Annotated in this window: 8 protein-coding genes, 1 tRNA gene and 1 other RNA gene; 7 read left to right on the top strand and 3 right to left on the bottom strand. The window is 55.9% G+C overall.

Annotated elements, in window-relative coordinates; all coding sequences use genetic code 11:
• The first annotated feature begins 40 nt into the window (after positions 1–40).
• Positions 41–2,116 (top strand): alpha-amylase family protein, encoded by a 2,076-nt coding sequence (locus tag A9753_RS02495; protein WP_067779665.1) that lies wholly within the window; start codon positions 41–43, stop codon positions 2,114–2,116.
• A gap of 99 nt (positions 2,117–2,215) precedes the next feature.
• Entirely contained in the window at positions 2,216–3,736 is a 1,521-nt protein-coding gene (locus A9753_RS02490) for an L-serine ammonia-lyase (protein ID WP_067780334.1), read from the top strand.
• An 88-nt stretch (positions 3,737–3,824) separates the two neighbouring features.
• Here A9753_RS02490 and A9753_RS02485 read toward each other — a convergent pair whose 3' ends face one another.
• The 3 genes from A9753_RS02485 to A9753_RS02475 form a co-directional block, all read right to left on the bottom strand.
• Entirely contained in the window at positions 3,825–4,466 is a 642-nt protein-coding gene (locus A9753_RS02485) for a LytR C-terminal domain-containing protein (RefSeq protein WP_067779662.1), read from the bottom strand.
• Between the two features lie 595 nt (positions 4,467–5,061).
• Entirely contained in the window at positions 5,062–5,649 is a 588-nt protein-coding gene (locus A9753_RS02480; protein WP_067779659.1) for a hypothetical protein, read from the bottom strand.
• 116 nt (positions 5,650–5,765) lie between these two features.
• A tRNA-Ser gene (locus A9753_RS02475) sits at positions 5,766–5,853 on the bottom strand.
• 313 nt (positions 5,854–6,166) lie between these two features.
• On the opposite strand from A9753_RS02475, the gene ffs reads away from it, so the two are divergent.
• The 5 genes from ffs to A9753_RS02450 all read left to right on the top strand — a co-directional run bounded on the left by ffs (position 6,167) and on the right by A9753_RS02450 (position 13,075).
• An RNA gene (ffs, locus tag A9753_RS02470) (signal recognition particle sRNA small type) lies at positions 6,167–6,261 on the top strand.
• 97 nt (positions 6,262–6,358) lie between these two features.
• Positions 6,359–9,883, top strand: a complete 3,525-nt coding sequence (locus tag A9753_RS10165) for a DNA polymerase III subunit gamma and tau (protein WP_067779656.1) — start codon at positions 6,359–6,361, stop codon at positions 9,881–9,883.
• A 1-nt stretch (position 9,884) separates the two neighbouring features.
• Positions 9,885–10,493, top strand: a complete 609-nt coding sequence (gene recR / locus A9753_RS02460) for a recombination mediator RecR (protein ID WP_067779653.1) — start codon at positions 9,885–9,887, stop codon at positions 10,491–10,493.
• A gap of 156 nt (positions 10,494–10,649) precedes the next feature.
• Positions 10,650–12,020, top strand: coding sequence for an aspartate kinase (locus tag A9753_RS02455; RefSeq protein ID WP_067779650.1), 1,371 nt, complete (start codon positions 10,650–10,652; stop codon positions 12,018–12,020).
• Positions 12,017–13,075, top strand: coding sequence for an aspartate-semialdehyde dehydrogenase (locus A9753_RS02450; RefSeq protein WP_067779647.1), 1,059 nt, complete (start codon positions 12,017–12,019; stop codon positions 13,073–13,075). The genes A9753_RS02455 and A9753_RS02450 overlap by 4 nt, the downstream gene beginning before the upstream one ends.
• Positions 13,076–13,159 lie beyond the last annotated feature (84 nt).

Here is a 13,159-nt window from a genome sequence, read left to right as displayed (position 1 = left end):
TTTGGGACGTCAACACCTCCAAAGCCTGAGACAATGAAGCATGGACCGCGTCACCATTGCCGATGACTCTTATGACAGCACCACCCTGTCACTGTTCACCGCACGCTGCGAACACTTCGGGCCAGACCTTCACGACGCACTCGTCAAACTTTACGGCCCCGAGGCGAACCAGCAAGAAGAGGCCCTGCTGGAAATGGCATGGAACGCCTACCAAGAGCGCAGCCCCGAACTGCAAGCCCGAGATATTCGCCGCCAACTCAACCCCACATGGCTGACCTCCAATGAACACGTGGGATACGCCGCTTATACCGAACGGTTCGCCGGCAGTTTGCCAGAGGTCTCCACGCGCATCGACTACCTCAAAGAACTAGGAGTCACCTACCTCCACCTCATGCCCTTGCTCCAACCGCGCGAGGGTGACAATGACGGCGGATATGCCGTAGCTGACTACACCACCGTCCGACCCGACCTGGGCACCATAGAGGACTTGGCGGCACTTGCTAGTGCCCTTCATGACAATGGCATCAACCTCGTCATGGACCTGGTACTTAACCACGTAGCCCAAGAACACGAGTGGGCCCGAAAAGCACGCCAAGGCGACGAGCGTTACCGCAACTATTTCTATATCTACCCTGATCGCACCATGCCTGATGCTTTCGAGGAAACCTTGCCGGAAGTTTTCCCTGATTTTGCTCCTGGCAACTTCACCTGGGTAGACGAATGCCAGAGTTGGGTCTGGACAACCTTCAACTCCTTCCAATGGGATGTGAACTGGTCTAATCCCGCCGTCATGCGCGAATACGTCGCCATTATTTTCCGTTTGGCTAACCTCGGTGTGGATGTGTTGCGCCTCGATGCCATTGCTTTCATGGGTAAACGACTAGGAACCACTTGCCAGAACCAGCCTGAAGTCCATGCGATTACCCGAGTATTGCGAGCACTAACCTCTATTGCCTGTCCCGCACTAGCCCTCAAAGCCGAAGCCATCGTGGGGCCCAAAGAACTGGTCCACTACCTGGGAACCGGCGCGAACGAAGGCAAACTCTCCCACATCGCCTACCACAACACCCTCATGGTCCAGATCTGGTCCATGCTCGCCAGTGCTGACGTACGTCTTGCCGCCCATGTATTACGTGACCTCCCGCCAACCCCACTAGGAAGCACGTGGATTACCTACATCCGCTGCCACGATGACATTGGATGGGCTATCGACGATTCCCACGCCGCCGCAGTGGGTTTATCCGGCCCCGCTCATCGCGAATTCCTCTCCGACTACTACTCAGGGGCCTACCCCACCTCTCGCGCTCGCGGCCTGATCTTCCAACATAATCCGGTCACCAACGACTCCCGCATTAGTGGGACCGCCGCCGCACTTATCGGGTTAACCGACGCCGAGGAACACCATCTGGCCGCAGCCTCCCGATACAGCGAACTCACCGGGTGGAAATGTGGACAAGATCCCGACGAGCGCGCCGCCATCCTCGCCACTAACCCTCCCGAAATGGCCGGTATCAACGAGGAAGTTCGCCTTGCCGCCATGAGCACAGGCATCACCATGGAAGAACGCCTCCGTGCACTGTTCCTCGCCAACGCGATGATCTACGGCTGGGGAGGGATTCCCGTGATTTGGAGCGGAGATGAACTTGGACAAGCCAATGATTCTTCCTGGCATGATGATCCAGCGCATCGAGCCGACAATCGGTGGGCTGGTCGTCCCGTCCTTGATGCGGAGCGCATCGCTCAACTGGGGAATATCGAACAAGTTCCAGGACGCGTTTACGCGGACCTAGCTCGACTAGCTCGCACCCGCGCATCACTTCCTATCCTTGACGGACGTTGGCCCACCAGCGTTGAAGAAACTGAGGACCCGGCCATCCTCATCGTGGTACGTACTTCCCACACAGAATCACTCATCGAGATCTATAACGTTTCCAACCGCGAAGCCGCCATTCCTGCATGGCGACTAGCGGAACTTGGCGTCCATCACGAGTGCGCCAGCAGCGATCATCAAGGCATCTGGGTGATCGATCTACTTAGCGGCGAATCCCACGAGCCTGGAGTGGACGGAAATTACCGAATTCGTCCCTATGGCGCCTGGTGGCTGAAAGGAAACTGAACGGCGTCGGCAGAAGAAAACAAAATCAGGCATGATGGATTCATGACTTCATCCGTACCTTTGACTGACCCGGCAGAACTCAACGACGAGACTATCGCTATGACTCAGGTTCGTGAAGGAGCGAGCCCTGCAGCACTTGTGGCCGGTGAAATCACGCCGGAAGAAGCTCCCCGACCGCTCAGTGTTTTCGACCTCATGCGGATCGGCATTGGCCCTTCATCCTCCCACACCGTGGGCCCCATGCGAGCAGGTATGGCCTTTGGTGGAGCCATTGTGCGCCGCCTGGGTAACATTGAAGCCCGCGGCGAAGATGTTCCTACTGTGGCACGGATCATCATCGAACTGTATGGCTCACTGGGCGCAACCGGCCGCGGTCACGCTACCGACCGCGCCGTCATCATGGGCTTGGCCGGCTACCAGCCAGAAACTGTGCCTACCGAGGTGTGTCAGAACCTCATGGAGGAGGTAGAAGCCAACGCCCAACTCACCATTCCCGACCTAGGGGACATTAACTTCCTCCCCTCACGAGACATCATCTTCCTGCCCGGAAAAATCCTGCCCTACCACGTCAACGGCATGACCCTGGCAGCACTCGATGAATGCGGCAATGACGTGCTACGCCGCTCCTACTACTCCGTAGGTGGGGGATTCGTCATGGAAGATGTTGGCGAAGATGGCACCGCATCTATCCGAGCACTGGCCACCACTGCTGCTGCAGCAGCACACGCCACTCAAGCACCCTTCCCCTTCTCCACTGGTGCAGAACTTCTCAAAACCTGTGAACGCACAGGACTGCGCATCAGTGACGTGGTTATGGCCAACGAAGTGAGTGCTCGTACTGAAGAGGAAGTCGTGGATTACCTCGACTTGCTTCGTGGCACCATGAGTTCGTGCATTGAAGCTGGCTGCACTACTGAAGGTACTCTTCCTGGAGGTTTAGGCGTCCAGCGCCGCGCTAAAGCTCTTCATGACCGCCTGCGCGCACTGGGAACCGGCCCCGCTTCTTCCTTTACTATGGCTGATCCTCTTCGCGGCATGGACTGGGTTGACCTTTTTGCGCTGGCAGTTAATGAAGAAAATGCTGCCGGACATCGTGTGGTGACCGCACCCACTAACGGCGCAGCAGGAATCGTGCCGGCCGTACTGGCCTATTATGAGCGCTTTATTCCTGGTGCCAACGAAGAAGGAGCACACCGTTTCCTTTTGGCGGCGACCGCTGTGGGTTCACTCATCAAGACCAATGCCTCCATTGCTGGTGCTGAAGTAGGGTGCCAGGGCGAAGTGGGTAGCGCTTCTTCTATGGCTGCAGCAGGCCTTGCTGAAGCGCTTGGTGGTAGTCCCGCTCAGGTGGAGAATGCTGCCGAAATTGCTATGGAGCACAACCTTGGCCTGACTTGCGATCCTGTGGGTGGTCTTGTGCAGATTCCGTGTATTGAGCGCAACGCTGTGGCCGCCGTTAAGGCCATTAACGCTGCACGTATGGCTTTGTGGGGTGAAGGCCGTCATGCTGTCAGCCTGGATCAGGTCATTGAAACTATGCGTCAGACCGGTGAAGACATGCTCGCCAAATACAAGGAAACCTCACGAGGCGGCTTGGCTGTGAACGTGGTGGAGTGCTGAGTTAGTAGGTGACGGGTTCACGATGAACCTGGAAAAACCGTGGGGGCCGCTCGCCTTAGCGAGCGGCCCCCACGGACAATCTGGAGAATCAGCCTTCTGGGGCTGGAGTAGCACCATCGGTAGATGATTCAACGGGTGCAGTGGCTGCTACACAGTTTTGAGGTGAGGCCAAAGGTTGATCCGCCTTGATCTCAGCGATTTGTGCGGGAGGCTTAATAGTTTGGTCATATTCGTAGCCGAGCACCACCGAGACTGTTCCGTCATCAGGAGCAAGGTTCGGATCATATTGAACGATCGCAGGAGTCGTAAATGCCTGAGCTAGGGTGTAAGCAGAATTGATGCCAGCTAAACCAGCGGTGATGATGGCTGAGCCATCGAAGTGGCCGCCAGGCCAGTTAGCTGTGTCATTGACCGTCAAGCCAGCCGTTTCCAAACTTGCCTTAACTGTTCCTGCCAGACCAGAGATATCAGTGCCGTTATAGACATTGATGGGGACTGTTGAGAGTTGAACGGTCTTGGCGTCTTCAGCCACGCATGGTTGAGGGGCTAGAAGCGATTCTGGTTCATTACGTGAGAATCCAGGATCTGGCAGCGGAAGCATGGTGGTCCATACTGCTAAACCGATCACCGTAAGGACCACCATGGCAGCCAGGATGGAACTGATGATGGTGGTCTGGCGACGCTGAAGGCGCAACCGATACTCGGTACGCGGATCCACTGGAGTACTCACGGTGCAAGCCTAGCGTGATCGGCACTTTTCGTGCCGATCACTGCACTATCTGTGATTGATTACTTGTTTGAATCCTTTGCTGAAATCGTCATGAGTATGAGTGCAGTGCGCGCATAATAATGAGAAGAAAAAGCATTCGTGGGCGATTAGATTTCATCAGTGACAATTGCTGTGCGTTTGATATAAAAATTTTCTGAGTTCAGACTATTTTCGAGAAGAAAGTATAAAAATTTCATCATAGAATTAGTTTGTCTCACCCTGGGGCGCAAAGGTGTATTGCGATGTTGCGATTTACCTACACGTCATAGATGAACTAATTTGCATCGGACTTCCTATTGGTCCTTGCGCAAGGAGATCAAAACTTCGCCGTTACTTCCCTGTATCGGTGAAGTATCCCTTGTGATGAATGAGGCGGGCAGTGTTATTTGTGATGAAAAAGAGCATTCTAAGAATTTGGGTGTTGTGTCTCCGTGTTAAAAATCGATAAATGAACAGTTTTCAGGAAGTTTACCGAAATTATTAAATATTACTACTATTAGCATGCTCTTATATATTGGAATTTATGTTTGTTGTTAATGTTTTGTGTGAATTTTATTCACTTAACTAATTTTGGTGGAATTTCGTTGGGAAGATCTTCTGTAATCTCATCAGTTGATTGGAGGATTCCTGCTTGATCAACTGCCAAAATAGCGAATGTGTCAGAAAATCTTCCGAGCGGTCCCTCCCATTGTGAGGCGAACTGGGAATTACCGATGAGGCAGCCACAGCGCAGAACAATTCGAATGAGAATTTTTTCCACTTCTTCCACGGTGGGAATACTAGTTTCGAGAAACTCGGTGAGTCTTTCGAAGTAACTTCCGTGCCAGCCTTCCCTCTTTATGCAATCAAAAATTGGTGAGAAGTCTGATGTTGAGGGATCGTATCGAAGTGGAATAATTTTTGCTTTATTTACTCCAAGAAGGGTGACGATGGTGCTGTAAACGTTGTTATCGTAGTCCTCTTTTGACCACCTTTCTTCATCTTCAATTCGTTTGGGTGAGTTTGCTTTGCCGATGTAGAGAGCGGTGTCATCTTGAGATGCCCAAATGTATAGGTTTGCATTGTCTTTGTCGCAACGTTGTAGTGATAAGCCGCTTCCTTGTGCAATGTCGATGATTTTTGTGGCAGTGATAAGTGGCTTCATACGTAACAGATTAGTGCTTGCTGCTTGAGAAAGGATGTGCGTTGAGTAAGTCAGCGGTTACAAACTTATAGAAAAATCCCGCAATCACTAGGGAAAGTGATTACGGGAATCTTTGATGGCGGAGGATGGGGGATTCGAACCCCCGAGGGCTTGCACCCAACACGCTTTCCAAGCGTGCGCCATAGGCCACTAGGCGAATCCTCCTGGGATTGCAGCATCATATGCGCAACGAAATAGAACGATATAGGAAAATATGGGTAAAGCGCTACTTTGAATCCCTCTTTGCCTTAATGCAATGTGTCACTCACAACCTTCGGTCGGCCAACTTAACACGACAAGTCACCTGTCAACCTGGATGCTAAGGCCTCATAAGGAAGCCATGGAGGCAAGCAAGACGGTAGGGATGAAGAGTGAGTAACTGACGGTGCGGCGTCGAAATATCAGGAGAAAATCTGCTCGCGAGGGGAGAAATGAAAACAGCGCCTTTTTGCTTTCGCCACCTTTTCGGTATGCTGAACCCAGCCCCCCGTGTGGCGGCATCCTGCGAATCCCCCAGGACCGGAAGGTAGCAAGGGTAAGAAGGCTCTGTCGGGTACACGGGGGGTCTTACTTTGCCTAGCGTGTGATTGTCGACTTTCCCATTGAGTCATCAATGAAGTTGCCCCGACCCGCCCTCCCCAAGTCGGTAGGCCCCGGTACAGTGTGAACCGTGACTACTGCCCTGTACCGCCGCTACCGCCCAGACACCTTCCAGGACGTGATCGGACAAGACCACGTCATCACGCCGCTCATGGCAGCACTGCGTGGTGACCGAGTCACGCACGCCTACCTTTTTTCTGGGCCTCGTGGCTGCGGTAAAACCACCTCAGCGCGTATCTTGGCTCGTTGCCTCAACTGTGAACAGGGCCCAACGGATACTCCCTGCGGAACCTGCCCCTCTTGCGTGGACCTTGCTACCGGCGGCCCCGGTAGTCTCGATGTGGTTGAAATTGACGCCGCCAGTCACAACGGCGTTGACGATGCCCGCGATCTGCGTGAGCGCGCAGCATTCGCTCCGGTCCGTGACCGCTACAAAATTTTTATTCTCGATGAAGCTCACATGGTCACCCCGCAAGGCTTTAATGCCCTGCTTAAACTCGTTGAGGAACCCCCAGCGCATGTGAAGTTCGTCTTCGCCACTACCGAGCCTGAAAAGGTGATCGGTACCATCCGTTCCCGTACTCACCACTATCCTTTCCGTCTCGTTCCTCCCGATGTTCTCGAGGGATACCTTGAGCATCTGTGTGCTCAAGAGAACGTGGAGGTAGGGCCAGGAGTCTTTCCTATGGTGGTGCGCGCCGGTGGCGGATCCGTGCGCGACACCCTCAGCGTGATGGATCAACTCATCGGTGGTGCCGCTGATGCTCGCGTTGATTATCACAGTGCCGTTGCCCTTTTGGGGTACACCGATACTGCCCTTCTTGACTCTTGCGTGGATGCCATCGCTGCCCGTGACGGAGCCGCCGCATTTGCTGTGATCGAGCGCGTCATCTCCTCCGGTCATGATCCCCGCCGATTCGTTGAAGACGTTCTCCAGCGTTTACGCGATCTGCTGGTCATCGCCCTGGCTGGTGACCGCGCCGCTGCCGCCTTGGGATCCCTACCTGATGATCAACTCTCCCGTATGCAGGTCCAGGCACAGTCCATGGGGCCGCGCGCCTTGTCCCACAGTGCAGACATGACCGCTCAGGCCCTGGGACAGATGGTTGGCGCGACCTCACCGCGCCTCCAACTCGAACTTCTCATGGCTCGCCTGCTCGTTCCTGTCGACGCTGCGGGTGTAGTACCAGCATCCTCATCCACACCAGCGCAGACAGCCCCCTCCGCCCATCAGGGCTCAATGGCTACTCAGAGTTCAATGGCTCAAGCGGCAAGTGGGGCCGCCGCCCCATCGGCTGGAAATGCCCGTGAAGCTGCCGCGGCTGCCGCCGCGGCAGCCAGTGCAAAGAGTCGCGCGGAGCGCGACCACAAGGAAGGCCTCTCCCGCACGCCTCATTCATCCTCGGTGCAAGGTGCTACTGCCCAAGGCCCTGCGCTTGCTCAGGGAACCGTACACCCCGTTGCCGCAGCCATACCTCCCGCCGCAAGTGATGGAGGCTGGGATGCGCCGGCTAATGGCAGCACCCAGCAGCATCCTGCCGCACCTGTGGCTACAAGCTGGGATAACGAACCGGCTCAAGGCTTCGCATCATCTGGTGACGCACCCGCTTCTGAACCTCCGCAGGTTTCTTCGCCTCAGCGCATCGCGCAGAATGCCACAGAATCTTCTGACGTATCTGCCATATCCGTGGATCACGTAGCACAGGTCAATGCATCGGCACCCAACGCCGGCGAGAGTGCTGCTCCGTCAGAAAGAGAGAACAAACCTTCTTCTCAGAGCGACAGTGCTTCTACCGGCGCGCATGCGGAACAGCCTCAGGTCCCTGCTGCTCAGCAGACCGGTGATCACGCCACTGCTTCTCCCGAACTGTCTGAGGATTCTGCAGCAAGCGTGGCTCATCGTCCTACTAAGGGCGGTGGTGACTCAGAGATGATACGTGGACGATGGGAAGAAGTTCTTGAATCTGTGAAGCGTTCGCGTCGTGCTACCTGGGCTTTGGTGGGACCGCACGTTCAGCCCGGCTCCTTCGACGGCACCACCCTCACGCTCATCTTCCCCTCGCAAGGACTCCTCAACGCATTCGAGCGTGGAGGTCACCATGACGTGATGATCCGTGCTCTCCACGATGCACTCGGTATCCAGGCTGATGTTCAGCCCATCGTAGGAAATGGTGGAGGCGCAAGCGCTACCAGTGATGGATCCCCTTTTGATCGACCCGGCCACCAGGCCGTAGACACCTCCGGGATCCCCGACGGCCCTGAGCCCTTCGATGAGAATCCAGGCGAGCCTGAGGAGCACTCAGGATGGGGCGCTTCTGCCGTACCGCCACGCACCGACTCTGCTCACACTGAGCTCGATCAGGCGTATCACTCTGTGCCCGCTCAAGTCTCCCGGCCTACACCTTCTCAGCCACCTGCACCTGTAATGCGGGCCCAGGAAGTGCAGAGCAGTCAGGTTGGTAACGATGGCTTGGGCCCCGTGGCTCCTCTCGGTTCGTCTGAACCGGATGTGCCCAGTGCACAGGGCTCCAACGAGACCTTTGATGATCCTGCTCTAGCAACCGTTCATCGCCTTCATCCCTTGCCTACGCTTCCCCAACAGACACGTCCGGCATCAGCATCAAGCCCCGAACACGCTGCTACTGTTCAAGGTCGCTCTGGTCAGCCTGATCGTGGTGCATCTGCGCCAGGTAGTGTCCCCTCGGCACCTGGTCCTGCGCAACCAGCCTCCCCCTCTACACCTGCCGCTTCTGAATCAGATGAGTGGGGAGCAAGTGCTACTGACTGGGAACCCTCTTTCGTGGCTGAGGCTCGCCAGGCAGAAACTCAAGCCTCTGTGTCCTCCGCAGGCTCCTTCAGCCAGAGTTCCTCCGCACCTGAGCGCACCGGTGATGATTCCCCTGCCTCTGACTACACCGGCGACGATTCCCCCAAGGACTTTCCGACTGCTGAATTTGTCTCGGGCGTCAGCGCCTTAGGTGATAACCCGGATGACGATGAACTGCAGGGATGGGATACACCTTCCACCGCTTCAGACACGCAGTGGTCTGACGACGCGACATTCGTTACCCCCAGTAATACCTTTGCCTCCGCTGATTCCTTGCGTGCTCAGCCCACACCTGAAGCCAAATATAAGGCCCCAGAATCGCTCACGCCGCCCACGGACATTACGCGGGACAACCCCACCGCCAACACGTGGGATACGTCCACGGCAACCACCTGGGAGACCCCCACTGCTACGACCTGGGACAGCAACACCACTACTTCGTGGGAAAGCCCTGCCGTACCCGAACAGCAAACACCACAAGCTACGCCTGCAGCACCTTTCGCCTCCGATAGTGATGAATGGACTCCGCCGCCCGGTTCGCGCATGGCTCAGGCCGTCGCAGCAGCCCGCGCAGCGGCCGCAGTTGCTGGAAGTGGCGACACGGCGTCGGGATACGAATGGAATGGAGCGCCTCGGGTGGCTCCGGAAGACGACGTTATTAGTGACGACGATCCGGACGCTGAAGAAGCTGGCGTGGTAGGAGTCGATGTGGTCACCCGTATTTTGGGTGCCACGATTCTTGAAACAGTCACCGTGGAAGGACGCTGATATGGCAGCCGTATATGAAGGTGCCGTTCAGGACCTCATTGACGAACTGGGCCAGTTGCCTGGTGTGGGTCCGAAAAGTGCTCAACGCATCGCCTTCCATATCCTCGCCGCAGATAAAGCCGACGTAGAGCGTCTTTGTGCTGCTCTCAGTGTCGTGAAAGCCAAGGTGCAATTTTGTGAAATCTGCGGCAACGTCTCGGAGGGACCGCAGTGTGCTGTATGCCGCGATCCGCGCCGCGACCCCAGTGTCCTGTGTGTGGTGGAAGAACCCAAGGACGTGGTGGCCATTGAGCGTACCCGCGAATACCGAGGTCTCTACCATGTGCTTGGCGGTGCCATTAACCCCATGAACGGGGTGGGCCCCGATGACCTGCGTATCCGCCAATTGCTTACTCGGTGCAGTGATGCGCGTGTGGAAGAAGTCATCCTTGCCACCGATCCAGACATTGAAGGTGAAGCAACCGCCACCTACCTCACGCGCATGCTGCGCACCATGGAAGTGCCCGTCTCTCGCCTCGCATCCGGCCTGCCTGTGGGGAGTGACCTTGAGTATGCCGATGAAGTGACCCTCGGCCGCGCTTTTGAGGGTCGACGCCGTGTGGACAGTTAAGACTTTTTCTCCCCTTTCCACAACAAGAGTGGCAGTGACCACATCGTGTACTGCTGAATTATTGACTTAGTACATTAGAACGTATGCTGGACCAGGATTGCTCAGCAATCAGCACCGGGATAGCCGTCCCTACGCAGACAAACAAGGAACAGCCCTATGGCTCTCGTGGTCCAAAAATACGGTGGATCCTCCGTCAGTGATCTCACCGCGATCAAACGCGTCGCTCAACGCGTCGTCGATACCCAAAAAGCAGGTAACACCGTGGTGGTGGTGGTCTCCGCCATGGGTGACACTACCGACGATCTCCTTGATATGGCTGGCGAAATTACTCGTCACGCCCCAGCCCGCGAAATGGACATACTCCTGTCTGCTGGTGAGCGCATCTCCATGGCCCTGCTTGCTATGGCCATCAACGAACTGGGTGTTTCTGCCCAGGCCTATACCGGTGCCCAAGCAGGTGTACGTACCGATGCCCACTACGGACGAGCCTCCATCGTGGGTGTTCTTCCTGAACGAGTAGCCCGTTCTCTCCATGATGGTGCTATTGCCATCGTCGCTGGATTTCAAGGTGTTAATGAATTTGAGGACACCACCACCCTTGGACGCGGAGGTTCAGACACTACGGCCGTGGCACTAGCAGCCGCACTTAATGCGGACGTTTGCGAAATTTATACTGACGTGGACGGCCTTTTCACTGCCGACCCCCGAATCGTTCCTAGCGCCCGACGCATCGAACGCCTTTCCAGTGAAGAAACCCTCGAAATGGCAGCACACGGAGCAAAAATCCTGCACCTGCGAGCCGTGGAATACGCGCGACGCTATGGCGTGGCCCTGCACGTGCGCTCCAGTTTCTCAGACAAAACCGGTACCTGGATCTACGACGGACACTCGCCCACCACCCCCAGCGTGATTCCTCGCCTCGACATCCACCAGCCCACACCACTCACACCCATTGAAGGTATCCCCTCATGCGCCGTCCAGGCCCCAGACTCCAAGGAACAGACCGTGGAAACTCCTATCATCAGCGGCATTACTCATGACCGAAGCATGGACAAAATCACCGTGGTGGGCGTGGACGATACCCCCGGCTTCGCTGCACAAATCTTCGCCATTGTGGCTGGAGTAGGAGTCAGCGTGGACATGATCGTCCAGGACGCCACCTCCAACCGTGGTGGAAAAGCCAACATCTCCTTCACCATCCCGGAAGCAGACTCCCAAACTGCACTCGATGCTCTTATCGCAGCCCAAGATGAACTGGGATTCGAAGCACTCGAATTCAACAATGACATCGGCAAACTTGCTCTTGTTGGTGCTGGCATGCGCTCCCACCCGGGTGTGTGTGCTCAACTTTTCCAAGCATTACGCGAAGCTGGTATCAACATTCACATGATCGCTACCTCGGAAATCCGTATATCCGTCATGGTGGACCTCGATGACCTGGACCATGCCGTGCGTTCAGTCCACACCGCCTTCGGCCTAGACAGCCCCCATCGTGAAGCCATTGTCTACGGAGGTACTGGCCGATGAGCAGCACCTCTTTGACCCTTGCAGTGCTTGGCGCCACCGGACAAGTAGGCCGAGTCATCTGTCACCTCCTCGACGAGCGATCATTTCCCGCCACCACCCTGCGCCTGTTCTCCACCGCCCGTAGCGCAGGCACCACGATCACCTGCCTTGGGCACGAGGTAGTCGTTGAAGATGTAGAGACCGCCGACCTCAGTGGCATTGACATCGCCATCTTCTCCGCCGGAGGCGGCACCTCACTGACCTGGGCACCCCGCTTCGTTGAGGCCGGCGCAGTAGTCATCGACAACTCCAGCGCTTGGCGAAAAAACTCCGACGTGCCCCTCGTGGTCAGTGAAGTGAACCCAGAGGCTATCGCTGAGCGACCCTTGGGTATCATCGCCAACCCCAACTGCACCACCATGGCGGCCATGCCTGCCCTCAAAGTCCTTCACGACGCTGCGGGATTGAGTCGCCTCATCGTCTCCACCTATCAGGCCGTCTCGGGCTCCGGACGTGCGGGGGTGAACGAACTAACTAACCAAATACGTACCGTGGCCGAGCAGGCCATTGAAAATCTCGCCGTGGATGGAAAGGCCATATCTTTCCCCGCGCACCAGACCTACGTGGACACCATCGCTTTCAATGCTGTGCCCTGGGCAGGTGCTTTGGTTGACGATGGCAGTAACGAGACGGACGAAGAACAAAAACTTCGTAACGAATCCCAAAAAATTCTCGGAATCCCGGACTTGAAAGCCTCATGCACCTGCGTGCGTATCCCAGTTTTCTCTGGACATGGTTTATCCATTAATGCTGAGTTTGAACGGTCCCTCACAGCCGAGCAGGCAACTAAGTTACTGAGTCAAGCGCCAGGAGTGAGGCTGGTTGACGTACCCACCCCCCTCAAAGGTGCAGGCGTCAACGGAACTCTCGTGGGCCGTATCCGCCAGGACCAAGCGGTTGATGAAAACCGAGGCCTTTCCTTCTTCGTTGTGGGAGACAACTTGCGTAAGGGTGCAGCACTCAACGCCGTAGAACTGGCTGAACTTGTTGCAATAGAACTTGCTGAACAGCACTAGACGTCAGGCATAGTGTTCACAAAACTGATGTTTTATACAGCACTTTTCTTAGTTCACAAATGAAATAGGCCCTGAAGTGAACGA

Origin of the sequence: Actinomyces vulturis (assembly GCF_001687305.1) — a bacterium.
GTDB classification, from domain to species: Bacteria; Actinomycetota; Actinomycetes; order Actinomycetales; family Actinomycetaceae; genus Actinomyces; species Actinomyces vulturis.
This window is presented reverse-complemented; position numbering and strand designations above follow the sequence as displayed.